The organism is Opitutaceae bacterium TAV5 (assembly GCA_000242935.3).
Lineage (GTDB): Bacteria > Verrucomicrobiota > Verrucomicrobiia > Opitutales > Opitutaceae > Geminisphaera.
The window spans coordinates 2,834,495-2,859,234 of sequence record CP007053.1 but is presented as its reverse complement, the minus strand read 5'-3'; the positions used below and the strand labels follow the sequence as shown (position 1 = coordinate 2,859,234).

The 24,740-nt window shown below is 63.8% G+C and carries 20 protein-coding genes and 1 tRNA gene; 13 read left to right on the top strand and 8 right to left on the bottom strand.

All coding sequences use genetic code 11. From position 1 onward, the window contains the following. Positions 1–108 precede the first annotated feature (108 nt). Positions 109–1,050, bottom strand: a complete 942-nt coding sequence (locus tag OPIT5_12495; protein AHF90905.1) for a hypothetical protein — start codon at positions 1,048–1,050, stop codon at positions 109–111. Positions 1,051–1,387: 337 nt separating this feature from the next. Between OPIT5_12495 and OPIT5_12490 the strand changes: the two genes are divergently transcribed. Continuing rightward, positions 1,388–1,558 (top strand): histone H1-like protein, encoded by a 171-nt coding sequence (locus tag OPIT5_12490; GenBank protein AHF90904.1) that lies wholly within the window; start codon positions 1,388–1,390, stop codon positions 1,556–1,558. 301 nt (positions 1,559–1,859) lie between these two features. Here the strand turns inward: OPIT5_12490 and OPIT5_12485 are convergent, their stop codons facing one another. Both OPIT5_12485 and OPIT5_12480 read right to left on the bottom strand, forming a co-directional pair. Then, a complete protein-coding gene (locus OPIT5_12485) occupies positions 1,860–2,201 on the bottom strand; it encodes a hypothetical protein (GenBank protein ID AHF90903.1) in 342 nt (113 codons plus the stop codon). 193 nt (positions 2,202–2,394) lie between these two features. After that, a complete protein-coding gene (locus OPIT5_12480) occupies positions 2,395–2,856 on the bottom strand; it encodes a hypothetical protein (GenBank protein AHF90902.1) in 462 nt (153 codons plus the stop codon). Positions 2,857–3,187: 331 nt separating this feature from the next. On the opposite strand from OPIT5_12480, the gene OPIT5_12475 reads away from it, so the two are divergent. After that, positions 3,188–3,379 carry a hypothetical protein gene (locus OPIT5_12475; protein AHF90901.1) on the top strand — a complete coding sequence of 64 codons (192 nt, stop codon included), beginning with the start codon at positions 3,188–3,190 and terminating at the stop codon, positions 3,377–3,379. A 208-nt stretch (positions 3,380–3,587) separates the two neighbouring features. Here the strand turns inward: OPIT5_12475 and OPIT5_12470 are convergent, their stop codons facing one another. Next, positions 3,588–3,848, bottom strand: a complete 261-nt coding sequence (locus OPIT5_12470) for a hypothetical protein (GenBank protein ID AHF90900.1) — start codon at positions 3,846–3,848, stop codon at positions 3,588–3,590. A 283-nt stretch (positions 3,849–4,131) separates the two neighbouring features. Here OPIT5_12470 and OPIT5_12465 point away from each other — a divergent pair, with 283 nt between their 5' ends. Together OPIT5_12465 and OPIT5_12460 are read left to right on the top strand one after the other, a co-directional pair. After that, positions 4,132–4,962 carry an NAD+ kinase gene (locus OPIT5_12465; protein ID AHF90899.1) on the top strand — a complete coding sequence of 277 codons (831 nt, stop codon included), beginning with the start codon at positions 4,132–4,134 and terminating at the stop codon, positions 4,960–4,962. Next, positions 4,959–6,143: a thiouridylase gene (locus OPIT5_12460; GenBank protein AHF90898.1), complete on the top strand. Its 1,185-nt coding sequence runs from the start codon at positions 4,959–4,961 to the stop codon at positions 6,141–6,143. Before OPIT5_12465 ends, OPIT5_12460 begins: the two co-directional genes overlap by 4 nt. Positions 6,144–6,194: 51 nt before the next feature. Here the strand turns inward: OPIT5_12460 and OPIT5_12455 are convergent. Then, positions 6,195–6,269, bottom strand: a tRNA-Arg gene (locus OPIT5_12455). 426 nt (positions 6,270–6,695) lie between these two features. Here OPIT5_12455 and OPIT5_12450 point away from each other — a divergent pair. Beyond that, positions 6,696–10,043, top strand: a complete 3,348-nt coding sequence (locus OPIT5_12450; protein AHF90897.1) for a beta-galactosidase — start codon at positions 6,696–6,698, stop codon at positions 10,041–10,043. 13 nt (positions 10,044–10,056) lie between these two features. On the opposite strand, the gene OPIT5_12445 is transcribed toward OPIT5_12450, so the two are convergent. After that, positions 10,057–11,112, bottom strand: a complete 1,056-nt coding sequence (locus tag OPIT5_12445) for a LacI family transcriptional regulator (GenBank protein AHF90896.1) — start codon at positions 11,110–11,112, stop codon at positions 10,057–10,059. A gap of 71 nt (positions 11,113–11,183) precedes the next feature. On the opposite strand from OPIT5_12445, the gene OPIT5_12440 reads away from it, so the two are divergent. The 8 genes from OPIT5_12440 (at position 11,184) to OPIT5_12405 (ending at position 21,663) form a co-directional block, all read left to right on the top strand. After that, the gene (locus tag OPIT5_12440) at positions 11,184–12,026 is read left to right on the top strand and encodes a hypothetical protein (GenBank protein ID AHF94335.1); all 843 of its coding nucleotides are present in this window, start codon (positions 11,184–11,186) and stop codon (positions 12,024–12,026) included. A 39-nt stretch (positions 12,027–12,065) separates the two neighbouring features. After that, positions 12,066–12,917: an N-terminal cleavage protein gene (locus OPIT5_12435; protein AHF90895.1), complete on the top strand. Its 852-nt coding sequence runs from the start codon at positions 12,066–12,068 to the stop codon at positions 12,915–12,917. A 161-nt stretch (positions 12,918–13,078) separates the two neighbouring features. Beyond that, complete coding sequence (locus OPIT5_12430; protein AHF94334.1) at positions 13,079–14,530, top strand: hypothetical protein; 1,452 nt, start codon at positions 13,079–13,081, stop codon at positions 14,528–14,530. Positions 14,531–14,594: 64 nt separating this feature from the next. Further along, a complete protein-coding gene (locus OPIT5_12425) occupies positions 14,595–17,441 on the top strand; it encodes a hypothetical protein (protein AHF94333.1) in 2,847 nt (948 codons plus the stop codon). 117 nt (positions 17,442–17,558) lie between these two features. Beyond that, positions 17,559–19,034 carry a beta-N-acetylhexosaminidase gene (locus OPIT5_12420; protein ID AHF90894.1) on the top strand — a complete coding sequence of 492 codons (1,476 nt, stop codon included), beginning with the start codon at positions 17,559–17,561 and terminating at the stop codon, positions 19,032–19,034. 35 nt (positions 19,035–19,069) lie between these two features. Next, positions 19,070–20,674: an ABC transporter substrate-binding protein gene (locus OPIT5_12415; protein AHF90893.1), complete on the top strand. Its 1,605-nt coding sequence runs from the start codon at positions 19,070–19,072 to the stop codon at positions 20,672–20,674. A gap of 22 nt (positions 20,675–20,696) precedes the next feature. Next, the gene (locus OPIT5_12410; GenBank protein ID AHF94332.1) at positions 20,697–20,885 is read left to right on the top strand and encodes a hypothetical protein; all 189 of its coding nucleotides are present in this window, start codon (positions 20,697–20,699) and stop codon (positions 20,883–20,885) included. Between the two features lie 238 nt (positions 20,886–21,123). Next, positions 21,124–21,663, top strand: coding sequence for a GNAT family acetyltransferase (locus tag OPIT5_12405; protein AHF90892.1), 540 nt, complete (start codon positions 21,124–21,126; stop codon positions 21,661–21,663). Positions 21,664–21,779: 116 nt separating this feature from the next. Here the strand turns inward: OPIT5_12405 and OPIT5_12400 are convergent, their stop codons facing one another. Together OPIT5_12400 and OPIT5_12395 are read right to left on the bottom strand one after the other, a co-directional pair. Then, positions 21,780–23,915, bottom strand: a complete 2,136-nt coding sequence (locus OPIT5_12400) for a heparinase (GenBank protein AHF90891.1) — start codon at positions 23,913–23,915, stop codon at positions 21,780–21,782. Positions 23,916–23,950: 35 nt separating this feature from the next. Further along, on the bottom strand, positions 23,951–24,679 hold the full coding sequence (locus OPIT5_12395) for an N-terminal cleavage protein (protein ID AHF90890.1): 729 nt from the start codon (positions 24,677–24,679) through the stop codon (positions 23,951–23,953). Positions 24,680–24,740 lie beyond the last annotated feature (61 nt).

Genomic DNA, 24,740 nt, shown 5'->3' with positions numbered 1-24,740 from the left:
GTTGCCCAGTGGCGATGTCCTGAAATTTCCGATCCCATCGTAGGGGCGCACTTCACGTGCGCCCGTTTGCAGAATGCCGCTTCAAACGCCATTCGCGGGCGCACCGTTTCACAATTCCGCGTCGTCCGCTCCGCGCAGCAACCCGGCGGCAGGATCGAGCTGCACGCGCGCCAGCCAGTCGGCCATCAGCGGTTCACGGGCGGCCAGCTCCATCGGCCAGGGTGCGGCCAGCAGGTCGATCACCCGCCACGCGCCGTCGGCTGCCCGCACCAGATTTTTCGCATGCAGGTCGGCCACCAGCCAGGCGCGCCCGCCATGAAAAAACAGCCGCGGATGATCGCGATGCGCCCGCAGAAACCGCGCCGGAATCGGCAACAGGGCCGCCGGCAGCATCGCCGATGTATCCGTTCCCTCCGGCAACCGGTCGCCGAGCGCCTGCTTGGTGATGACCACCCCCTCGGGCGTCACACCGACCACCTCCGTCGGCATGCCGTCGAGCGCCAGGATGAGCCGGAGCTTTTCGAACAGGTCGCCATAGCTCCCCAGACACGCTTCCGCCAGCAACGCCGGTTCCTGCGCCTGTTCGTTGCCCCTGCCGAAAACGAAGCTGCCGCCCACGCGGCCCTCCTCGCGGGGCAGGAAAAACTTGTAGATCGAGCCGTCCTCCGCCTCGAACGCCGACGCCTCCACCCCGCTGCCGATCCGGCGCAGGCGCGGGCTGCCGTCGCCCACCGGGTCGTCCGTTCCCTCGGGAAAACCGAACACCTCCAGCGGCACCACCGGCAGGAGGGCGCGAAACGCATCCACCGCCGCCGCCATCTCCGCCCAGAGCGGATCGGCGCCGCGCAACAGGCTCAGCTCGTCTTCGGGGAAGAGGACGAGATCGTCGTCCGGATCCGTTGCGATGCCGACTGCCGCCGCTGCCGCGCGGAGGCGAGCGAGTGCTTCCAGTCGTCGCTCGTGATCGTCCTGAAGAGCGGCGCAGCCGGCGGCGCCGGGGAGCGCGGCTCCGCGCAAACGGGTGTTTCGGCCGGTAAAGGGATCTTGCATACGTCGCTCATGGACGGCGCACGTTCGCCGCGAACAGGCCGGTTGGCAAACGGAAGTTGCGAGGAGTTGTCCGCAGGTTATTCACTCCATCCCGCTGGCGGAATGCCGCCGTCCCTCCGTTCTGTCGCGCCCCTTCGTATCCGAATTTCGGGTACATGCGAAACAGGCCCGGAAAGCACCGTTAAAAATCCTGACAAGAAGTTTTACTGCGCACTTGCAATTAAACCACGGACGTTGAAGCTGCTGCTGTCCGCCGAAACCCACTCGGTGGGCCCGAACGGAAAAATTTCCGCGCGGCGTTTATCAGAACAACCCACAACATACAGGAGCAACAACCATGGCCAAAGCCACCAAGACGGTAAAGAAACCGGCCGCCAAGAAGGCGCCCGCAAAGAAAGCAGTCGCCAAAAAAGCGCCCGCCAAGAAGGTCGTCGCCAAGAAGGCGCCCGCCAAGAAAGCCGTCGTCAAGAAGGCCCCTGCCAAGAAGGCCGTCGCCAAGAAGAAGTAATCAGCGTTCGTCGCTGACATTCTCTTGTTCAGTCACAGCCGCTCCCTCACCGGAGCGGCTGTTTTCGTTTCTGCCGCGCATGACCGACGCGGCTGTTTTCGTTTCTGCCGCGCATGACCGACGCGGCAAGGGGCGTGCTGTAGCTGCGAACGCAAGTTCGCAGGCAATCGCCTCCTCTCCGGAGCCTGCGAACTTGCGTTCGCAGCTACGCCAAACGCTGACGGCATCTCGCCCGCGTCCCGGCAGGCACTTTTCCGGCAGGAAAAGTCGAGGCCTGCCGCCACGCGGCTCGCCGCCCCCCTCAGTTGTTCCAGAACCCGCTGTGGCCGGACCCCGCTTCCACGAGTTCGCCTTCGGCCTCGGCGCGGGCTTCCTCGTCCGGAAGCTCTTCCAGCGGGGCAAAACGCTCGGACGTGAAACCGAGTTCCTGCCCGCCCTGGTGAAACGGATCGGGCGGATTGTGCAGCTCCTCGAGCAGCAGTCCGACGGTCGCGCTGTCGCCGCCCTTCACGATCTTTTCGCGGCCCAGAAAGACCTCGCGGATGGTGTAGGTTTTCCCCTTCACCGGGAGGTCGGTGTAAACGGCCCGGATAAATTCGGAGAAGGTGTCATTGATGCAGACGACGCGCTGGCCTTTCTTCATGCCGCACAGGAAACGCGTCGGAGGCCGCGCGTCAAAGCCGGTGTTTGGAGAGAGCCCGGCGTGGCACGGGCTTCCAGCCCGTGAACGTTGCCTCTCCGCGTGGCGCAGGCATCCTGCCCGTGTTTCGCGCCGGACAGAGGCGGCGCTTCGCGCCGTCCACGGGCAAGATGCCCGTGCCACCGGCGTGGCACGTTCAGTCGATGCGGCCTTCGTCGAAGTCGATCAGGTCGGGCACGCTGATGATTTCGTCCACGCGGTCGGCGCAGCCCATGTTGGTGAGCGCCTCTTTCAGAAAATCGCGCCCGGCGGGTGTCATGCCTTTCTGCACCAGTTCGCGATTCCACTTTGCGGCGCGCACGTCGGCCGGCAGCAGTTCGCGCAGACGCGCCTCCGCCTGCCCGTCGGTTCCGGATTCGAAAACGATCTTCTCCACCGCCGCCGGATCGATGCCGAGGTGCAGGCACAAGAACCGGTCCATGCCGCGCTTGTAATTTTTCGCATAGCTGGCGGGAAGCGCCCCGTGCGCCTTCACATACCGGCACTTGGCCAGGAAACGCGGCAGGTACAACAGCCCGGTGGCGGGATGCGGCAGGTAAGGCGACGGCAGGCACGTGAGCACTTCTCCGGTAGAGCCGGGAATCGGTTTGGAACGCATGGCGGGATTCAGGGAAGAAGCCGGCAGGTCGGAAAGCCGGAAAATCGGAGGACCGGGATTGACGGAGCGGCGGCATTCCTGCCGCTGCAGACGACGCGAAGCGTCGCCGGATCGGAGGGGGAGGCAAGGTGAGAGAAGAGAAGGGGGGAAGGGAAGTGGAGGGGGAAAACATGGGCAATCGAGAGGCACCCCGTTGAGACGGCGAGGCGCTGTCGCGCCTCGTCGCAGCGGCAGCGGCAGGAATGCCGCCGCTCCATCAACATCACTTCGGTTTCCGGTCCCTGCCTTTCAGTCTTTCCGCTTTTCAGGCTTTCGGCATTTTCCCCCGACGATGGACACGCCGCTCCTTTCCTTCGAATCGCTCCGCGCCTACCCGCACTGGCTGGTGCTGGTTTGCGTGGGCGTACTGGTCGGCGGCCTGCTCATCGCTCTGGCCAAACCGCTGAAATGGGGCCTCTACGCGCTCCTCGCCGGCCTTTTCCTGGCCGCGCTCGGCGCCGTCGCCGCCTGGCTGGCGGCATGAAGGGCCGGCCGAGGCCGGGGAAGTTGGATGTTGGTAGTTGGCAGTTTGAAATTTGGAGTTGGTCTCCGATCCCCGGTAGCGGCGAGGAGCGGGCTGCGCAGCCGAAGACCAACTGCAAAATTCCAACTACCAACTTCAAACTTCCCCTCCCCGTAAATGGAGACCGCCCGGAAAACCGAAGTCTCCCGGGCGGCGTTATTTTCTTTGTTCAGCCAGTAACGTAAGACCTTGCGGCCTTGCGCCACTGATTCGCAGGCACCCACCGGCCCAGCGCCTGTGTAAGGCGCGCGGCCTGGGCGGCCGTGGCGGTATCGCCTGGCAGCATACCCCGGACCGGACGGCGCGCATTCCTGCGTGCTGCCAGCCCCGGCAACGCTGCCGAAGCGAACGTGCTATTGGTGGTGTTCATGATCAGATGGAGACTTCGGACATCATTGCCCCAGGTCTCCCGGCTGATCACGAGCGTCATCAAAGAACGCCCGAGTATCTCTCAAACCCGCCCGAAAAGCAATCGGGCGTTTGCCTGATACCGCCGTTGTCACCCGGACAGCGTGCGACATCCCCGCCGTCGCCGGCCAGCCGGTCGGCGGCCCCGACCCCGTTTCAGCAGGTTTGTTGTTTCATGATGCTCATGGCCTTTTACAACAGCATGGCTCATGCCAGCCAACGACGGCTTGCGCTCCCGCCCCTTCCCTCCGCACCCTGCCGGGAGAAAACGTGTCCGCCGCATCCGCCAACCATCCGCCATCGCCATGAGGCCCATCCGCAAGCTCGCCTTCGTCATCAACGAACAAAAACCCGGCGCGCACGAACTGGCCGCCGATCTCGTCGCGATCGCGCGCGACGCCGGCGTCGCCACCATCGAGACCGCCGCGCACCCGCTCCCCGCCGGCTACCTCGCCGGCCAGGATGCCTGCTGCGTCATCGGCGGCGACGGCACCCTGCTCGGCGTCGTCAGCGAGGCCGCCACGCACGACGTCCCCGTCATCGGCGTCAACCGCGGCACGCTCGGTTTTCTCACCACCTTTTCCGCCGACGAAGCCCGCGTCTCCTTCCCCGCCTTGCTCGCCGGCGGCTACACCCTCGCCTCGCGCTCGCTTCTCGCCTGCTGCATCGGCGACGAATGCCACGCCACCGCGCTCAACGACATCCTCATCAAGGAAGCCAGCAACTCCCGCATCGTCACCCTCGGCGTCGAGGCCGACGGCGAACTCGTCACCAACTATCTCTGCGACGGCCTGATCATCTCCACGCCCACCGGCTCCACGGCCTACAACCTCTCCGCCGGCGGTCCGCTCATCCACCCCGGCGCCGAAGTCTTTGCGATGACGCCCATCTGCCCGCACACGCTCAGCAACCGCTCCATTATCTTTCATCACAAGGTCTGCCTGCGCGTCATCAACCGCGACCCTTCCTCGCGCCTCACGGTCACCGTGGACGGCCGTCCCCTCAACTCCGCACCCTCCGGCGAACCCGTCGACATCTCGCTTTCCACCCGCCGGCTCAAACTCGTGCAACGCGCCGACTACTCCCACTTCGCCGTCGTCCGCACCAAGCTCAACTGGAGCGGCGGCGCGAAATGACAGCATCCGCGCCCCAGCCCGAATCCTCCGGAAAAGTCCTCGTCGCCATGTCAGGCGGCGTGGACAGCTCCGTGGCCGCGCTCCTGCTCAAGCGCGCCGGCGTCCCGATCGAGGGCGCCTACATGAAAAACTGGATCAACGAGGACAACATCATCGGCCACTGCCCCTGGCAGCAGGACATCGAGGATGCCCGCCGCGTCGCCGACCAGCTCGACATCCCCTTCCGCGTCGTCAACCTCATGGAGGAGTACCGCGAACGCGTCGTCGCGTATCTGCTCGACGGATACCGCCGCGGCCTCACGCCCAATCCCGACGTGATGTGCAACCGCGAGATCAAGTTCGGCGTGTTCCGCGCCTGGGCCCGCGACCACGGTTTCACGGCTGTCGCCACCGGCCACTACGCCCGCCGTGTGGCGCTGCCGGACGCCGCCGGCTGGGCGCTCCACGAAGGCGCCGACGGCAACAAGGACCAGTCCTATTTCCTCGCCCTCCTCTCCCAGGAACAGCTCGCCGACGCCCGTTTCCCGATCGGCGACATCGAAAAACCCGGGCTCCGCCGCCTCGCCCGCGAAGCCGGGCTCGCCACCGCCGACAAGAAAGACAGCCAGGGCATCTGCTTCATCGGCGAAGTGAAAATGCAGGATTTCCTCCGCCAGTACGTCCCCGACCAGCCCGGCCCGATCATCCGCGCGACTGACGGCCGCGTGCTCGGCGAACACCGCGGCCTGCACTACTTCACGATGGGCCAGCGCAAGGGCATCGGCATCCCGTCCAACACCGACAACAAGGCCTACGTCGTCACCGGCAAACGGTCCGCGGACAATGCCCTCCTCGTTGCCTTTGACGCTCCCGACGCTCCCGGCCTTTTCCAGAACGAAGTCCGCATCCATTCGCTGCAATGGAACACACCCGGCGGCCTCGCTCCCGTCCTCCCTGCCGCCTCCGGACCGCTCGCCGCGGCAGACGATACCACCGGTCAAACGAACGCGCCCGCCTTCGCGCTCGAAGGCCGTGTCCGTTACCGCGACCCGCGCGTCCCGATCGCGTTGATCCCGACACCCGGATCGGGCGAAGGCACGGCGCGGGTCCGCTTCGCAACGCCACAGCGCGGCCTCGCCAGCGGCCAGATTCTCGCCCTCCATGAGGGACCTCGCCTTCTCGGCGGCGGTGTTTACGCGTAACCACAAAACCCGGAATACGGCAACCTGGCCTGTGAGTGCCCGGCGGAAACCTGGTGCCCCCGCCGGGAATCGAACCCGGATTAACCGTTTAGGAAACGGCTGTTCTATCCATTGAACTACAGGGACTTTCTGGCCTTCAATACGCTGGAAAATTCGGTGTGCCCCAATGGGCCAACGTTCTGCCAAAAGTTCCGCTTCATGTATCGGCTTCGAGTAAGTTTTGGCCCGGAAAGACTGCAATCCAAAAGGCATGCATGGCCTGCCGCGATCACGCTGCCAACCGGCTTTCTCTCCGAAAGATCACCCGAGGCCCGGGCGGATAAAAACCCGTGGTGGTCTCGCGGACAGAAGGTCAGCTTCCTGAAAATTGCCCATTCCGGAAACCGGAGGCGATCGGGAAGTCCCGGATATCGCACCGCCTCCTCATCTCCTCCCGACGCGTTCGCCCCTTTCAGGCTGGCCAGCCAGCCGGACTTCGTATCTGGCTGGCTGCTTCGTTTTTTTGCGTCTCCCCGCATTCGCAAGTCATCCTTTCATCTCCTTCACACCGCCATGCTCAAAAACGGCCTCATCCGCGCCTGGGAAACTCCCGAGCTCACCTCCCTCAACAAACTCGCGCCGCGCGCCACGTTCCACGCCTGCGCCACGGCCAGACAGGCCCTCGCGCTCCTCGAACCCGGGAATGCCGCCGCGCCCAAGCACCCCCGCCGCCTCAATCTCGACGGCGAATGGCAGCTCCGCATCGAGCCCACGCCCGCCGACGCCCAGCGCTTCATCGACGACCACACCACCCGGGCCACCGGCTCCCCGTCCGCCTCCGCCGACGCCGCCGGCTGGTCCGCCATCACCGTCCCCGGCAGCCTCGAAGTCCAGGGCCACGGCAAGCCCCACTATACCAACGTCCAGATGCCCTTCCGCGACGAGCCTCCGCACGTCCCCGAAAAAAACCCCTCCGCTATCTTCCGCAAAACCTTCAAAACCCCCGCTGCCTGGAAAAACCAGCGCGTTGTCGCCCACTTCGGCGGCGCCGACAGCGTGCTCGCCGTCTACCTCAACGGCACCGCCATCGGCCTGAGCAAGGATTCCCGCCTCCCCGCCGAATTCGACCTCACCCCCGCTCTCCGTCCCGCCGGCCAGGACAACGAACTGCTCGCCGTCGTCATCAAGTGGTCCGACGCGTCCTTTATCGAAGACCAGGACATGTGGTGGCTCTCCGGCCTGCACCGCGAAGTGTTCCTCTACGCGACCCCGCGCATCCACCTCGCCGATATCCACGCCATCCCCACGCTCCACGAAGGCAACCGCACCGCCACCCTCCAGCTCGACGCCCGCCTCGCCTGGACCGGCGACCTCCGGGACGATGCCACCGTCACCCTCCAGCTCCTCGATCCCGCCGGTAAACCGGTATTCAAAAAATCGTTACAACAGCCCGTCATCTTCGCCCGCAGCGGCCTGAATCTCGCCCGTCACATCGCCCGCTTCGAAGAAAAAATCCCGCCCGCCCGCCTGCGCCCCTGGTCGCACGAAGACCCCGCGCTCTACACCGTCCTCGTCAGCATCAGGACCCCGCAGGGCGAGGAACACGCCGCCATCCGCATCGGCTTCCGGCGCGTCGAGATTTCCGGACGCGACCTCCTCATCAATGGCAAGCGCGTCCTCATCAAGGGCGTCAACCGCCACGACCACCACCCCGATTTCGGCAAGGCCGTGCCGTACGAGACGCTCGTCCGCGACGTCACGCTGATGAAGCAGTTCAACTTCAACGCCGTCCGCACCTCGCACTACCCCAACGATCCGCGCTGGCTCGACCTTTGCGACCGGTTCGGCCTCTACGTCATCGACGAGGCCAACATCGAATCGCACGATTTCCACAACCAGCTCTGCCACGACCCGCGCTACGCCACCCCCTGGCTCGACCGCCCCATGCGCATGGTCATCCGCGACAAAAACCACCCCGCCATCATCGCCTGGTCTCTCGGCAACGAATCCGGCCACGGCGCCAACCACGATGCCGCCGCCGGCTGGATCCGCGCGTACGATCCCACCCGCATCCTCCATTACGAAGGCGGCATCTCCTACCAGTCGCGTTCCTGTTACGAACACGGCTCCGCCGTCACCGATCTCATCTGCCCGATGTACGCCAGCATCGCGGAGATCGAAGCCTGGAGCGACCTCTGCACCCGCCACTACAAGCCGGAAAAGCACTCCGCCCCCTGGATCGACGCCGCCGCGGCTGCCGCCCTCGAGAAGCAGCGCGCCGCCTACCGCAAGGACTGCCGTCCGGGCCTCGTCCCGCACACGCCCGTCCACCCGCTCCAGCGTCCGCTCATCCTCTGCGAATACTCGCACGCCATGGGCAACTCCAACGGCTCGCTCTCCGACTACTTCCACACCTTCAGGACCAAGCCCGGCGTCCAGGGCGGCTTCATCTGGGAGTGGCTCGACCATGGTATCCGCCAGAAAACGACAGACGGACGCGAATGGTTTGCCTACGGCGGCGATTTCGGCGACACGCCCAACGACGCCAACTTCGTGTGCGACGGCCTCGTCTCCGCCGACCGCCACCCGCACCCCGCCATGTGGGAGCACAAGCACCTCGCGCAGCCCGTCTCCATCGAACTCGTCGCGCTCAACGCCAGGGCCGGCACCGCCCGCATCCGCATCCGCAACGACCAGGATTTTACGGCTCTCGGCTGGCTCAAGGGCTCCTGGGAACTCCTTCTCGACGGCGAACTCGCCAAACAGGCCGCCCTCCCGGCCCTCAACCTCGCCCCCGGCGAGTCGAAGGAGATCACGCTCGCCACCGGCAAGCTGCCCGCCGACACCGAGGCGCATCTCAACGTGTGGTTCGCCACCGGCAAGGACACGCTCTACGCCAAACGCGGCCACGAAATCGCCTGGCAGCAACTCGCGCTGACCGAGATCGCCGCGCCGGCCAAAACTCCAGACACTAAACCCCAAACGCCAAACTCCGCTTCTTCGGCGAGTGTCCTCACCGAAGAAACGGCCGGCGGCCTGCTCCTTATCGCCGGCGACACCGCCGCGCAGTTCGACCGCGCCACGAGCACGCTCGCCTCGCTGCGCATCCGCGGCGTTGAAGTCCTTGCCCGCGCCCCGCTCGTCGAACTCAACCGCGCTGCCACCGACAACGACGGCATCAAACTCTGGTCCGGCCAGGACAACAAGGTGCTCGGCCGCTGGCACAAACTCGGCCTCCTCAAGAGCCCGCTCCAGCACCGCCCCGCCGCGAAAAACGCCTTCAGCCACGCCATCAACGCCGACGGCTCCGTCACCGTGACGCTCGCGCACAACGCCACCGCGCGCGACCGCTGGGCCGACTGCACGCACACCCACCGCTACACGCTGCACGCCGACGGCACGCTCGCGGTGGACAACGACATCGTGTTCTCCGGCGCCGATGTGACCGATCTTGCCCGTGCCGGCATTCGCCTCGATCTCGTGCCCGGCTACGAAGCCCTCGCGTATTTCGGACGCGGTCCGTGGGAAAACTACAACGACCGCCGCGCCTCCACGCTCGTCGGCGTGTATGAAAACACCGTCACCGGCGAATACGTCGACTACGTGATGCCGCAGGAACACGGCCACCACACGGACGTGCGCTGGCTCGAACTCGCCGCCACTGCGAAGCGCAGCCGCCTGCCGGCCTTGCGCATCGAGGCTGCGCCGCTCTTCGAGTTCAACGCCACGCACTATGCCGTCGAGGACCTCTACGCCGCCAAACACGCGCACGAACTGGCGCCGCGCCCGGAAACGATCCTCTACCTCGACGCCGCCCACCGCGGCCTCGGCACGGCCAGTTGCGGCCCCGACACCCTCGAGCGCTACCGCCTCACCGCCAAACGTTACTCGCTCCGTTACGTGCTGAGCGCCGGGGCGTAGATCTGAACGCCATTCACTCCGGCTGCTTCGGCCTTGGACGCAGGGTGCCGTTTTCGATCCACCGGTTGGTGATCCGCAGGACTTGCGGGTATTCGGGAATACCACGCTCCTGACGGGTCATCATGTCCGCCACGAAATCCACTGCCCGGGTTCCGGTCTCCGTATTATTCTCCAGGATACCGGTGACCGGCCTGTCTTCATCGGGCTGGGTGAGCACCGTCAACCCGATGTCTTCCGGCACTCTCCAGCCGCATTGCCTGCGCAGCAAGGGCAGGGACACCTCGTTGCCCACCGCCAAGAGGACATCCGGGCGATATTTGCGGGCCCACGAAACCAGTCCGGCGGCCTGTACCTGCTCGCCGACAAAAAACAGGGGAGGAATACGATTCCTGGCGGCAGGCAGCCACAGTTGCGCCCTCAGAAATGCCGCCGACCAGCGCCATTGCACCCGTTCGTCCAGATGCGTGGAGATGACCAGACCCGGCCGGCGATAACCGCGGGCCGCCACTTCGCGCATGATCGTAAACATGCCTTGCGAATGATGGGGCGCGACCGAGTGCAGCTGCGGCCGCTCCAGCGAAAGCCCGATACGTACTCCCGAGAACAACCGCCAGTCGATCGTTTCCAGCCCGACGCCAAGCACGGGAGCCGGGCCGACGATCACCCCCGAAACGTTGCGCGCCCTGAGCATGGAGGTTACGCGGGCGGCCCCCGCACCGGCAGCGGGCAGGACGACTTCCTCCAGCTGAAACCCCAGCGCCCGGGCCCGGGACGCTGCGGAATCAAAGAACTCCCGGAATGTCCGGTAACGCTTCCAGTCCGCGCGTATCGTGCTCGGGTTGAGCCATGCAATGACCGAGTGAAAGGCCGCCGGTCGCCGGGTCGTGCGATAGGCCGCCAGCGCACTTAACATCGGATCGGGAACATAACCCATCTTCGTCGCGAGCGCTCGTATCGCGTCCCCCATTTTCCGGGAGACGCCCGGCTGATGACGCAGGGCCCGGCTTACGGTGGCCTGGTGAACGCCCGCGGCTTTGGCAACTTCTCGCAATGTGGGCGCAGCAGTCATGAGGGTTTACGCAACTGTATGCGCAAGAGGTTTGTTGGATGCAATGCAGATGGAGAGAATAGTCAGCGGCCATGAACCCGTCGCTTTTCTGTTCCTCCTCTCCCCTTGCCCGGCGTTGCCGCAATCTTTTTGTCGCAATCGCCATCGCGGTGCTTCCCACCGTTCCCATGCAGGCAGCCGCCATCACATGGGGAACTCCACAAAATATCACCGGCGACACCGATGTCAGTACCACTGGCGATATCGTTTACGCCCTCAACTTCGGCAGGAGAAGCGTCAGCACCGACCCTGATCCTGTCGTTAACGGCGTCACCTTTACCGAAGTCTGGGACACCGACATACCCAACATCATTTCGTTCGCGTCCACACCGGGCTGGAGCCGCACCGATGCAGGCAACCCAAGCAGCTATCCAAACGCGGAACCCTTTGCCAGCTTGTCCCCCAGCTATAAAGCCCTTCTCACCTCCACGGTCCGCGTCATCAACGCGGATGGAAGTGCCGGCACCTTCACCTTTTCCCTGCAAGGCCTGACGGTTGGCGCAACCTATCAAATCCAGATCTGGGTTAGCACCGCCCGTAACACACTGGCCGATACCATCTTCTCCACGACCGGAGGCGGCAGCGTCACACTGGATGCCAACATCAAGTCCGGAACCTCCGAAGCCGAGCTTGCCGGCGGACTCGGCCAGTATGTCCTCGGTTCCTTTATCGCCACCAGCCCGACCCAGGACATCACCGCCACCTCGATAACCACCGCATCAGGCAGGGCGCAGATCAACGCCCTGCAACTGCGCGAGATATCCTCCATCCCCGAGCCCGGGACCGTCGCCTTGACGGCGGGTGTTCTCTCGTTGCTCGCAGTCGGTTGCCTCCGTATCTTTGGCATTCGCAGCCATAGGGAGGAAACGCGGTGATTCGGTTTCCTCCCCTCCAACCGATAACTTGCCTCCAAAATGAATTCCCGCTCCATTTTATCGCTTTCGGATTCGAGACATCCTGCTCCCCGTAATATTCGTTTTTTTTCCGCGTTCACACTGGTCGAGCTCCTGACGGTCATTGCGATCATCGGCATTCTTGCCGCCATTATCGTGCCGACTGTTTCCGCGGTCCGGCAGTCGGCCCGGCAGGCGCAGGCAGTCTCCCATCTCCGCCAGACAGGTTTGGGTGTATTGGTGGCGACCGACGACAACAAGGGACGCTTCCCTCCTGCTGCGGCCTCTATCCTGAATGATGCCAACGGCGTCAAAATCCGTGAGAATGCCAATTTCGCTTTCTTCATCCGCCCCTATCTGGGGTTCGACTCCAACCGGGCGCTCAACGCCTCGCGCTTGCTGGTGGATCCGCTGGTGCCTGCCAGCGAAAGCAGCACGATCGGGTGGCCGCCGACCAACGAGAACGCGATTGGCTCCACCTACGCCGCCAACGCCCGCCTCATGGGCACGGCAGCGACGGCAACCGCCGACCTCGGTTCTGTCATCTACAATACAAACCACCGGGGCGTTCTCCACAGGGCGGTCATCCGTCCGACTCAAATCATCATGGTGGGGAGTGCCGTGATCATGCCCGGCACCAGTTACGGCGCCAACAATACCCTTGGCTATCCCGGGACGATCACCACCGGTCAAAACATCGATGAGGTGATTCCTCCCGAGCCGGGCAACACGCCGGATGAAGGGGGGCATATGAGCGGTATCGCCTACCGGGCCTCGCGTGGCACCGCCGCGATGTTCGTCATGGTGGATGGCAGCGTGAGAATCATCCCCAAAGGGGAGGTCAAGGTCGGTCACTTCGCAGCGGAGCTCTGATCACCGGACGCCTGGCCGGAACAGCCCGCACTGGCTTGCTCATCATACTCTGGAATCACGTCCGGGGCTTCACCGAAGAACACGCCGGACGGATCACCCTTTCACCCTCCCCTCCCAATCCAATCATGTATAACCGAATCCCTGCCTTGTTGGTTTCGTTGTTGCTTCCGGCATGTGCGGTCCGCGCAGCGACGGAGCCCCTCCCCTCGAATGTCGCACGCGTCTTTTTTGGCGAGGAACGGCACCAGGTAAGCCCGATCCTGACGGGTTTCAACACGAGCTACTTCAACGATCTCGACGTGGTGTGGGAGACGGGAAACGTCGAGGAGCGTCTGCGCGAGATCCGCGCGGGCGCGCTGCGCTATCCCGGCGGGGAGGAAACCTCGCGCTTCCATTGGGAGCATCCGGGCGTGGACGGCTATATCGATCTCTGGAACCCCGAACTCCACGACCAGCAGTGGCAATCGGTCCGGGTGGGCCGGGCGAACTGGGATCGCAACGAATTGTTCGTGGATCTGGACAAGTTCGTCGCCCGTTGCGTGCGGATCGGCGCGGAGCCGATCGTGGGGGTGAACATGACCTCCGGCGAGGTGATGAACCGGCGGGCCGACGGCATCGCCGAGGCGGTGCGGCTGGCGCAACGGATCGTGGAGCGCGGTTATCCGGTGCGCTATCTCTACATGGACAACGAGCCGTGGCACCCGGGCTATTACCTTTTCCCGGGTGACACCTATGCGGAAGTATATGTGGAATACGCCCGGGCGATTCGGCAGGTGGCCCCACACCTGAAATTTATCGCCAGCCCCAACAACCAGCCACGTTTCACCCCGCACCTGGAGACCTTTCTGCGGCTGGCCGGCGACTATACCGATTACCTCAATCTGCATTTTTACTGGGGAGGCGGCCGCCCGATCGAGGAACGCTGGAAGCGCTCCCGGCCGATGATCACCACCTCCGCATGGAAATGGATCGAGCCCGAGAATACCCGGACCTACACGGAGTATCTGAAGCGGCTGCGCGCCCAATTGGCGGAGAAGGGGCAGGGTCGCATCGGATTGACGGTGCTGGAATGGAACATCGCGCTGCCCAAAGAACCGGAACCCTCCATACCGCCCGCCGTCAGGGCGCTGGCCCAGGGCGAGATGTTTTTGCAGATCGCCGGAGGTGACGCCCATATCGCCTGCATGTGGCCAATGTTCTGGCAGGTGGAGGCGCCTCCCGGCCTTGAAGGCGGGGTATCCTATCCGCCGACACGCCCTCGCCGCTGGCGCGGTCTCTTCGAGATGACCCCGCCTTACCGGCCTACGCCCGGCTATGAGGTGTTCCGCCTGTTGAAAGACCTGCCCGGCTCGCGGTGGGTGGACGCAAGCAGCTCCGACCCGGCGGTGATCGTCTCGGCGGCGCGCGATGGGCAGGGCGCGCTGCACGCCTGGGTGCTGAACAAGTCCGGCGAGATCAGGACGGTCGCACTGGAGAAAGTCCCGGACGGACGGCTGGAAGTCGCTGGCTCGATCGACGAGGCCGGCAATACCGGCGGAGCCGTCGCCACCGGCCCCTTTTCCTCCTCCCTGCCTCCCTGGTCGCTGACGCATCTCCGCGTCCTCCCCCGATAATCCTCATCCGTATCGCCGAAAAAGCGGAGGCGACCGCCGATCTGAACTCGTAGGGATTCTTGATATGAGGCATCTCTTTTCCATTTGGTTTGGCGTGGTGGCCTGGGCTTCCGTCCAGGCCGCCACCGACATTCCCTTTCCCGATCCCGGCTTCGAAAACGGCCCCGATGGCTGGATGGTGGCGGCGGCGGACAAGGGAATGAGCCGGATCATTCCCGAAGCAGCCCACAGTGGCAGGCTCGGGCTCCGGGTAACCGACGATGACGAGACCAGCGGCAGCAGCCTGTTTTCCCAAAAGCTGCCCGTCACGCCCGGCAACGACTACAAACTCACCTTCCATGCCAGAATCGTGCAGGGCGCCGGGATCGGAGTTTATCTGCGTTTCTTCGACGCGAAGGGAAACCGGATCGACACACCAAAACAGTTCGTGAAGTCGATCCCCGAGTCCGCCGGATGGGCAACTTATTCACTCGTGGCGATCGCTCCCGAACAGGCAACACGTATGGCGGTCTGGATACACTCCTTCGATCACGCCAAAGTCGTTGCCGATTTCGATGATTTTTCCCTGATCGAAAATCCGGACACAGCCTCCTCCGCGGCAATCCGGACTGCGTTCGCGCGGGCCAGTCAACTTCACACGCTGGAGACCGATCGTATTCAGAACAGCCGCCGGGAGGCCGGCCCCGATTTCGATCTGCTGCTCGGGCGTCTGGATGACCGCGCCCGCCTTTTTATCCAAAACCCGCTCCCTCACATCACTTCGGAAGGACTACACAAGGGACGCGAAGGCTGGACCATCGCCTACCGGTGCGTTGACCTGCATGCGATGGTGATAGCTGCCGTCACTCCCGGAAGCCGTTTTTTCCAGAAAAACGAAGCCATCGTCCGGGTCAGGGAAGGCGTGGACTGGATTCTCTCGCACTATGGAGAACCGGGCACCCTGCGCACACCCGATCCGAATGTTGACCGGTTTGTCCTGCCCAATTTTTTTGACACGGTCATTCTTGCCTGGCCATTGCTGACAGAGGAGACACACGAGAAGTTCGCCCGGCTTTACTGGCGGGCCTGTGCTTTCCAGAAAGAGACATATGGGCGGGAACTCGTTTTTGGTCGCTTTGCGGGCTACCCGAACATGGACGCCGCCTACCTCCTCATCCTCAGGCAGGCCGCCGAGTTGTTTGACGACGCACAACTCCGGGCGGAGTCCGTGGAGAGGACTCGTCTTCTCGGCCAGTGTTTCACAGGGAGCACCTGGGACTATCTCAAAGGTTGGCCGCCGGCGCCCCATTACACGAAAATCACGCTGCACTACCTGGGACGGTATTGGCAATTGAGTGACGACCCCGAGGCACTCGCGCAGATCAAGCGACACCAGGAGTATTACGAAAAGTTTCTCGAACCCGGCGGCATGATGGATTGCGGCATGTCGCCCTACGCAAAACACATGTGGCACACAGCGCCGTTCTCCACCAGCAACGCCGCGCTCGAACTGGTTTTTCAGGCGACCCGATCCCCCCTTCTCAGAGGGCGCATCAGGGAACTGCGCAACTACATCGAAAAATCCAACCGGCGGGTGGTTGACCCCTTGTCCTTTTACTGGCTGAGCAGCGCCCGGGGACTCGTGGAGCCAATCCCCACAAATTTCCTGCGTCCGGCTCCGGAAACCGCCGGATGGCAGATGCGGCAAACAACGCCCCTGGGGACATGGACGGTCAATCTCTCCGGCCGTCATTCATCACTGGATACACGGGTGTCGGCCCTGACGACGCCGGATCGCCCCGATGACGGTCTTTCATCAGACGATATTGATGCCGCTCCGTCCTCCGGTTTGGCGGGTGTGTTCGTGGAACTTTTTCAGAACGGGCAATCCTGGTTCCTTGGCGAGATGGCTCCCCACATTGACCAGCAAGCCAGCAAGGATGGACGGACGGTGACCATCACCACCCGGCAAACCCGCATGTCGGCTGGACAGACCGCCCGCCCGATGCTGTTTGGCCGGCCTGTGGGCAAGATAACAGGGGGCACATGGTCGGGGGGGCTCCCCGCCCGGCTTCCTGTCGAAACGGTCGAACGTTGGACGCTGGGCCTCGGACGTCTCGACGGGGAAATCACAGTGACCACAACGGAGGCCTGCCATCTGGACGATGTGCGGCTGTCTCTTGCCCCGGTTTTGCCGCGAGTGGATGAAAAACGCCTCAACGGGCGCACGCTGTCCGCCCGTTACGGTTCGCTCTGCGTGGGCGTCACGGCGATGACGGGCGCATGGAGGCCGGAAGCACCGGCGGGAACGGAGAATCAGGCCCCCCTTCATTTCCGCATGGATCTCCCCAATGCCTCTTACAATGTTACGCTGGTGAGCGGCGATGCCGACAATGAGACGGCTCCGTTTCGGATTGATGCCAACGGCGTGGACCCGGGCATCCTCGTCAAGGCGCGGGCAGGCGAGTTTGCCGAACGGACATTCCCGGTTGTTGTCCGCGATGGCTCCCTCCGTTTGCGATTCAAACCCTCTCCCTCGCAGCATTGGAAGGTCAACGCACTCATCATCACCCGCGTCGCGGACGGCGCCCCGGTCCGGTTGTTCGACGTGGGCCCTGCGAACATCCAACCCGCCGCCGGCTATGAACGCCTCTCCGGGAGCATGGTTTACAACAAAGATTCCGGTTTTGGATGGATGAAGAACCATGCGAACGACGAACGGGTTCGCAGCACCACGGCGGGAACGCGCGATGCGACCTTGATCACCTCCGGAGACGCCGGACCGGTTGAATCGCCCCTGCTCGTCCTGACGGAAGCCCCATCGGAAGCTGGCGGACACTCCGCGCGTGCGAGGCCTGCGGGGGAGACCTGGCGGGCCGTCATACGTGTGCGTCAGGCTGCCAGTCTGGATGATTTTGAAAAACTCCCGTAGTCATTGATCATGCAAAACCGCTCCGACAGCCGTGCCGTCTGGCTATGTTCCCTCCCCCCCTTGGCCTGATTATGACCGGACACTCGTAATTTCAGTATCAATACTGACGATCCTCTCATGACAACCATACCGCTTCCGGTTTCCTCCGAATCACGTGAAGGCAGCTATGCCCTGCCGTCCGCCCATGCCGATATTCCGACCGCCGACATTCATTGCCGGCTCATGTCAGCCGCTTCCGACGACCTGGCGTCGGACGAGGCCTACACGCTCGAAATCACTCCTGATGCTCCCGCCACCCGCGGTCGCATCACGCTCGCCGCGAGCACCGAACGCGGTCTGTTTTACGCTCGGCAAACCCTTCGGCAACTCGTCGCCAACGCCCGGGCTGCCAATGCCACCGCACTCCCTGCCCTGTTTATCGGCGACCAGCCACGCTTCGCATGGCGTGGCGTCCATGTGGATGTCGCTCGTTACATGAAGACTGCGGATGAGCTCAAGCGCTTCCTCGACCTGATGGCGCTGCTCAAGTTCAACGTTTTTCACTGGCACCTCACCGACGACCAAGGCTGGCGCATCGAGATCAAAAAATATCCCCGCCTTACCGAAGTCGGCGCATGGCGGGCCGAGTCGCCTCTCCTCCACGACCGCACGCAGGGCGACGGAAAACGCTACGGTGGTTTTTATACGCAGGACCAAATCCGCGAGATCGTCGCCTATGCCGCCGAACGTCACATCACTGTAGTGCCCGAGATCGATATGCCCGGCCACGCCTCCGCCGCCATCGCCGCCTACCCCGAGTTCGGCAACCAGGACGCGCCGGACTTCAATCCCGCCGTGCAAACCCGCTGGATCATCCACCGCTACACCTTCGCGCCAACCGAAGCGGTTTTCCGATTTCTCGAAAACGTGCTCGACGAGATTCTCGACCTGTTTCCCTCCCCCTGCATCCACATCGGTGGCGACGAGGTGCCGAAGGACCAGTGGCTCGCCTCCCCGACCGCGCGCCGCGTGATGTCCGCGCACGGGCTCGCCGATGGCGACGCCCTGCAAAGCTGGTTCGTGCGCCGCATCGAAACCTTCCTCCGTTCGCGCGGCCGCCAACTCGTCGGCTGGGACGATATCCACGAAGGCGGCCTCTCGCCGACCGCCGTCGTGATGTCCTGGCGCGACGACACCGCCTGGATGCAGGTTGCGTTCGAACAGGGCAACCCCGTAGTCATGACCCCGTCCAGTCACTGTTATTTCGACTACGCTCAGGGCGACCACGCGACCGAGCCACCAGCGATGGGCTCGCACATCACCACATTGGAAAAAGTTTACGGCTATGAACCTGTCCCTGCCGGCCTCGACCCCTCCCGGCACAACCTCGTTCTCGGCGTGCAGGCCTGCCTCTGGAGCGAGCTTGTTCCTGAGTATTCCGATCTCGAATACATGGCATTCCCGCGTCTGTGCGCTTTGGCGGAAGTCGCCTGGACAACTCCCGGGCGGAAAAATCCGGCCTCCTTTCGGAACCGTCTTCGCACCCTGCTCGCCAGTGATCTTTTCCAGGGCGTCAATTACCGTCCCTTATCACCTGATCCGACAGATGAGTAATCCGGAGCTTTCAAACGAAAGCCATCCTCTTCTCGATGAAACGCGAAAACCTCGGCAACATTATCGGCCTCCTCCTGCTCCTCGGCTGCTTTTCCTTTGCCCTCTTCAAAGTCTTCGGACGCGCCCGCGCCGGGGCTCAAGGCGGCGAGATCATCCGCTTCGCCCACTGGCAGCTCGAAGGCGGCCTGCGCAAGGCGTTCGACGCCCTCGCCCGTGACTACGAAAAACTCCACCCCGAAGTCAAAATCGAACAACTCGCCATCCCCGAGCGCACCTATGCCCAGTGGATACAGACCCAACTCATCGGAGGCACCGCCGCCGACATTCTCCAGATTGGCGGCCTCTCCGCCGGCGAGGATGAAATGCTCTCCCGCTTTTTCCATCCGCTCTCCGATCTCGTCGAGCAACCCAACCCCTATAACCAGGGCACCGACCTCGAAAACACCGCATGGCGCGACACCTTCATCGACGGCCTTGTCGGAGGTTACCGTCCCAACCTCCTCGAATACTATGGCGTCGGGATGTCCATGCACACCGTTCGCGTCTATTACAACGCCTCCCTCTGGAGACGCATCCTCGGCGACACCCCCGTCCCCGCCGACTTCGACCAGTTCATCGCCATCTGCGACCGTGTCCGCGACTACGCCGGGAAAACCGGCGCCAAGGTCATCCCCGTCGCCGGTTCCAAGGCCAACGGTCCCCATCTCATCGACAAACTCGCCGCCAGCCAGACCCAGCGCCTCGCCCGTTCTGTCCTGCGCAATTATTCCATGAAGCAGGACCCCGCCGAGGTTGGCATTGGCTATCTGCGTGGCGACTGGTCCCTGGACACCCCTGCCATCGAAAGCATGCTTTCCATCACCCGTGACGTCGGCCTGCGTCTTCAGCCCGGCTATATGTCCGTCACCCGTGAGGATTCCGCCTTCTACTTTGTGCAAAGCCGCGCCCTCATGATCGCGGCTGGCAGTTGGGATGCCCCCAGCTTCCGTCAGCAGGCGTCCTTCGAAGTCAAGGTATTTGAAATCCCGATACCCTCGCGTTCTCATCCCGAATACGGAGCCCATGTGTACGGCCCCGCTTCCGAAGCCGCCACTACCGTCAGCCTCAGCTTCGGCATCTTGCGCCAATCCCGCCACCGTGAACGCGCCATCGACTTCCTCCAGTTTATCACCTCCAGGACCTCCAACGCCAAATTCACCCGGTTGAGCGACTGGCTTCCCGGCATCGTTGACGTGGAGGCCCCGCGCTTCGTCCAGCCTTTTCTCCCCCGCACCAACGGCTACGTGGACGGCTTCAACATCCGCACCATCGGTGGCAATACCAGGCGCATCCTCGAAAACGCCAACAACAACCTCGTACAACCCTCCGGCTCCGTCGAGGAATTCAAGTCCATCGTCAATCCTCGCCTGCCCGCCGCCGTTCGTCAGGACCTCGCCCGCCAGATCCACATCGCCCGCCTCAACATCGGGCGCCAGGACCTCATCCTCGCGGCCAACAACGAACTCCTCTTTTATCCCGGCACCGACAACAATGTCCTCCTGCGTCACATTAGTGAGACCATTGAGGCGCAAAACCAGCAGGAAGGCACCCGCGCCTGGATACAAAGCGAGCTCGACCGCAAGTCGGGACGTGCTAAATGAAAAATGCCCGTAGTCATTGATCATGAAAAACCGCTCCGACAGCCGTGCCGTCTGGCTATGTTCCGCCCGCCCCGGCCGGATGTTCCATTACCTCGACAAGCCCGCCAGCAGCAAGGCCGCCTCCGCCACCCCGCCAGGCGAATGGAACCGCCGCGTGGACAGTCTCGACGTCCCGCGATTTGTTCGCCTGGTGCGCCAAAGCGGAGCCTGAGCCATCTCGGCGACGGGTGGGGACAGGGGGCTCCGCGTTTTTCCGATGATCTGGCCCGTGCGTGCACACGTTCTGTCTGCGATGCGGAGGCGGCGTTGACGCGGGATGTTCCCGTTACCCCTGCAGGCGACATCCCGTCTGCCTTCCTGCATCAGCTCGATCGCATCGGTAGTTGAAAACGAAAACGTTTTTCACCCGGTCTTGACAGACCGGTTTCGCGTCACCCTGCATCACGCGGATGTCATCCGCCACCACGTCCAACCCTCCCTCCCCTGCCCTGCGCCAATGGCGCGACAATGACTTCGATTCCTTCGCGGCAATGTGTGCGGATGCGGAGGTGATGCGGTTTTTCCTGAAACCGCTCACGCACGAGGAAAGCGGTGCATTCATGCAGCGGATGCGCAACGACATCGACCGCCGCGGCTGGGGACTCTGGGCCGTCGAGGTGGACGGCGAGTTGGCCGGGCTCACCGGCTTGAACGAGCCGGCGTGGGAAACGCACTTCACGCCCTGCGTCGAGATCGGCTGGCGTTTCCACAAAAAATTCTGGGGCCGCGGCATCGCCTTCGCCGCCGCCTCCATGGCGATGACTTATGCACGTGACACGCTGCGCCTGCCGGAGCTGGTCGCGTTTACGACTGAAAGCAACTTCCGCTCGCGCCGCCTGATGGAGCGGCTCGGTTTTTCCCGCAACCCGCACGACGATTTCCCGCACCCCGCCGTGCCGGAAAATCACCCGCTGCGTCCCCATGTGCTGTATCGCAAGCGGTGGGAGTGACCCGACATCGCGGACAGCAGCGCCGCGCCGGCCGGCCGGCAAGACGAGCGTTGCGGGCCCGAGGATGGCGGCGACAAAGATGGCAAGGGAAGGTCGGACTGGCGGGAGGTGTTTTGTTAGCGGGTCTCCGAAACGGTGACGGGGGTGTCGGGATCGGTGCCGGAGGCGAGCGAAAGGATGCGGCCGTCGGCGAGGGTGACGCGAACGGCGCCGCCACCGGCAGGCTCGATGGTTTTGATGATGGGATTGCCGGGCCCGGCATCGGCGCGAAGCGGCAACAGCAGCGTGAGGAACGATTGCCGACCGGAACCGCGCCGCGTGTGCGTGACGGTGGTGGCGGGGACGTTTTGCGGAACGGTGTCCTTGCGCACATCCCAGCCGAGCAGTTCGGGCTCGGTCTGGCCCGAAACGGCGGCGACTTCGAGCCCGTCGGCGAGGAGCGGGACGATGGCGAGATTGGGCTGGCCGGCGTCGGCGGTGACGACCGCGCCGGCGCCGGCATCGCGACGGGTCTGCGTGGTGAGCAGGTGCCAGCGCGCCTGATACGTGTGCTCCGCCGTGTCCGCCGGGGTCAGCGTGTCGGCCACGACAAAGACGTCGGGCTTGTGAAAAGACACCCGGCGCACATGCGTGGCGATGCGGTCGGTTTCGTTGCCGTAGCCATCGCTGTAAACGCCGCGGGCGTAATCGTGCGCCGGCGTGCTTTCCCAGCCGACATCGAGCGGCACGCGGGAGACATTGGCCTCGCGGTTGCGCGTCGGTCGCCGCTGCGGCTTGCCGTCCACGAGAACGGTGTTGTGCGAAAACGTATCCACTCCATAGCTACGCCAGCGGCTGCGCTCGTAGGAACCGCCGCCGCCGTCGAACAACAGTTCGCGGCCCCACGCCCACAACACCAGGTTGAGCTTGTCCTGGTGCACATGGCCGTAGCCGAGGGGACCGGCGTCGAAGAGCGCATAATTGGCGTCGGTTCCCCAGCCGGAACGCATCACGAAATAACCCGCATACGGCAGGGCGTGCGAGGCGAGGTTGTCCGGAGAAGGCGGGCGGCCTTCGCGCCCGTCGGTGGCGATCCAGCGAAAATCGTCGCGTTGCGGAAAAAACTCCCGCGCTCCGCGCAGACTGGAGCGGACATTGACCGGCCAGGAATCGTTGAGCTCGGGCAGGGAGCGGTCGGGCGTCATCATCCGGAGATTAAAATCGTAAGCGCGCTCCGTCTGCGCGATGTAGTCCGCCGGGAATTCGTCGCGCCGCCCCACCGTCTGGCCGGTGCGCAGCAGGCCGACGATGTTGCCCAGCGCCACCTGATGATAGCCAGGCGTCAGTTCGTAGTGCGCGCCATCGGGCAGGAATTGCGTTTGCACCTCGGCGTGCAGCCGGTCGATGGCCTGCCGCCGCCAGGAGGCGGCTTCGGCGAACTCGGGAAAGACGACACCGATGGAGTAGAGGCCGTTCATTTCCATCGTCAGCCAGTTGCCGCTGGTGGGAAATTTTTCCAGGTAACGGGCGTGCTCCAGGCTGGCGTGCAGGTAGAGCAGCAGGTCCTCGTCGCTGACGGAGGGGCTGAGCAGGAAACTGTGAAACGCCGCCGGCCAGGAACCGGACATGCGGATGCCGCACTCGATCGTGCGCCAGGCGGAGCCCTGCCCGTTGCGCTGGCGGTCAGGTGCGGGGCATTGCTCGATAAAGGAACGGAACTGCGTCACCCAGGCGCGGGCGTAACGCTCGTCGCCGGTCGCCCGGTAGGCCGAAGCAAGGTCGCCCCAGAACGCCATGCGGCAAAGCTGCCATTGCCACTCGGGATTGAAGGGTACGGCCTCGCCGTGTTCGGCGCGGACGCGGGTCTCGTTGCGCAGCCAGTCGATGCGGTTGCCGGGAAAATTCGCTTCGAGGGCGACGAGTCCGCCGACCACGCGGCCTTCGGCAGCGGCGTTGGCCCGGGCAGCATTGTAGCGCACGGAGGCCGCATCCGGATACGGAGCGCGGTGCGGCACGATTTGCCACGTCCGCAGCGTGCGCGTGCGCAGATAACCGGCCAGTTCGCGGCGCGCGGTTTCGTAGTTTTTTTCGGTTACGGCGGCGTGCACAGGCGCGAGGGCGGGCCATGCGGGATCGAGCGCGGCAAAGAGGGCTTGCTGTTTTTCCTCGGTGAGCAGCGGCGTCTTCGCGTCCGCGACTGCCTCCGTCGCCGCCGGGGCGGCCGGCATCGACAGGGAAAAGAGCAGGAGGAAAATCAGGGGGAATGGGCGCATGTCGGAAGAGGATAGAAGGCTGCGACGGGAGAAGATCAATCACCGGCGAGGAAATTGCGGCTCCGGAGCGTTCCTTTTTTGAAGGCGCGGACGCTCGCATCGACCATGACGACATGCGTGCTGTCGCCGCCGTGCCGGTAATCGATCATGGAATCTCCGTAAGTTACGGAAACCGCCTGATCGGGATCGGAGGTACTGACGTTCAGGCCGGCGCCGCCGGTCTCCAGGACGGCATGCGCCTGGGTGTTCACCTGATCGGTGCGGAGACAGCCATCGGCGATCATGACAACCAGGCTGCGATTTTCCACACGATCCATGCCGAGGGGACTGTTGCTGGCGGAAAACAGGAGCTTGTTCGCGCTGTATTGCGGATCGGGTGTGTCCGGCTGGACGGCGGACGAAGGGCAGACCACGAGCCAGCTTCGTTGCGAATCTTCGTAGTTGGTTTCGGCGCGGCCCAGGTAAGGGATGAGGGCCTTGTCCCAGGTGATGCGGGGGATGCCGTTGACGGGATCGGGGGCGATGTTTCCGCCGGGGAAGAAATTTTTGTGTTCGCCGGCATAGAGATGCACGGCCACGCCGAGTTGGCGGAGGTTGCTCTTGCAGCGCACGTCGCGAGCCGTCTTGCGGACGGCGCCGACAGTCGGAATCAGGATCGCGGCGAGGATGCCGATGATGGCGATAACGGTGAGCAGTTCGACGAGGGTGAAGGCGTGACGGACACGAGTCGCGGCAGGGAGCCGGATGCATGGGGAGGGTTTCATGAGGTTCGAGGGTTGGGAAAAGGGAGAGCAGGTAGCGGATTCCGGAATAAACAAATGGGAT

What these genes read in the sequence shown, in the direction of transcription:
- OPIT5_12485 (AHF90903.1), bottom strand. Translation starts at nt 2,201, where the DNA reads ATGAAGAAAGGCCAGCGCGTCGTCTGCATCAATGACACCTTCTCCGAA.
- OPIT5_12420 (AHF90894.1), top strand. Translation starts at nt 17,559, where the DNA reads ATGACAACCATACCGCTTCCGGTTTCCTCCGAATCACGTGAAGGCAGC.
- OPIT5_12490 (AHF90904.1), top strand. Translation starts at nt 1,388, where the DNA reads ATGGCCAAAGCCACCAAGACGGTAAAGAAACCGGCCGCCAAGAAGGCG.
- OPIT5_12450 (AHF90897.1), top strand. Translation starts at nt 6,696, where the DNA reads ATGCTCAAAAACGGCCTCATCCGCGCCTGGGAAACTCCCGAGCTCACC.
- OPIT5_12405 (AHF90892.1), top strand. Translation starts at nt 21,124, where the DNA reads ATGTCATCCGCCACCACGTCCAACCCTCCCTCCCCTGCCCTGCGCCAA.
- OPIT5_12415 (AHF90893.1), top strand. Translation starts at nt 19,070, where the DNA reads ATGAAACGCGAAAACCTCGGCAACATTATCGGCCTCCTCCTGCTCCTC.
- OPIT5_12470 (AHF90900.1), bottom strand. Translation starts at nt 3,848, where the DNA reads ATGACGCTCGTGATCAGCCGGGAGACCTGGGGCAATGATGTCCGAAGT.
- OPIT5_12440 (AHF94335.1), top strand. Translation starts at nt 11,184, where the DNA reads ATGAACCCGTCGCTTTTCTGTTCCTCCTCTCCCCTTGCCCGGCGTTGC.
- OPIT5_12475 (AHF90901.1), top strand. Translation starts at nt 3,188, where the DNA reads ATGGACACGCCGCTCCTTTCCTTCGAATCGCTCCGCGCCTACCCGCAC.
- OPIT5_12460 (AHF90898.1), top strand. Translation starts at nt 4,959, where the DNA reads ATGACAGCATCCGCGCCCCAGCCCGAATCCTCCGGAAAAGTCCTCGTC.
- OPIT5_12465 (AHF90899.1), top strand. Translation starts at nt 4,132, where the DNA reads ATGAGGCCCATCCGCAAGCTCGCCTTCGTCATCAACGAACAAAAACCC.
- OPIT5_12435 (AHF90895.1), top strand. Translation starts at nt 12,066, where the DNA reads ATGAATTCCCGCTCCATTTTATCGCTTTCGGATTCGAGACATCCTGCT.
- OPIT5_12445 (AHF90896.1), bottom strand. Translation starts at nt 11,112, where the DNA reads ATGACTGCTGCGCCCACATTGCGAGAAGTTGCCAAAGCCGCGGGCGTT.
- OPIT5_12495 (AHF90905.1), bottom strand. Translation starts at nt 1,050, where the DNA reads ATGCAAGATCCCTTTACCGGCCGAAACACCCGTTTGCGCGGAGCCGCG.
- OPIT5_12410 (AHF94332.1), top strand. Translation starts at nt 20,697, where the DNA reads ATGAAAAACCGCTCCGACAGCCGTGCCGTCTGGCTATGTTCCGCCCGC.
- OPIT5_12480 (AHF90902.1), bottom strand. Translation starts at nt 2,856, where the DNA reads ATGCGTTCCAAACCGATTCCCGGCTCTACCGGAGAAGTGCTCACGTGC.
- OPIT5_12400 (AHF90891.1), bottom strand. Translation starts at nt 23,915, where the DNA reads ATGCGCCCATTCCCCCTGATTTTCCTCCTGCTCTTTTCCCTGTCGATG.
- OPIT5_12395 (AHF90890.1), bottom strand. Translation starts at nt 24,679, where the DNA reads ATGAAACCCTCCCCATGCATCCGGCTCCCTGCCGCGACTCGTGTCCGT.
- OPIT5_12425 (AHF94333.1), top strand. Translation starts at nt 14,595, where the DNA reads ATGAGGCATCTCTTTTCCATTTGGTTTGGCGTGGTGGCCTGGGCTTCC.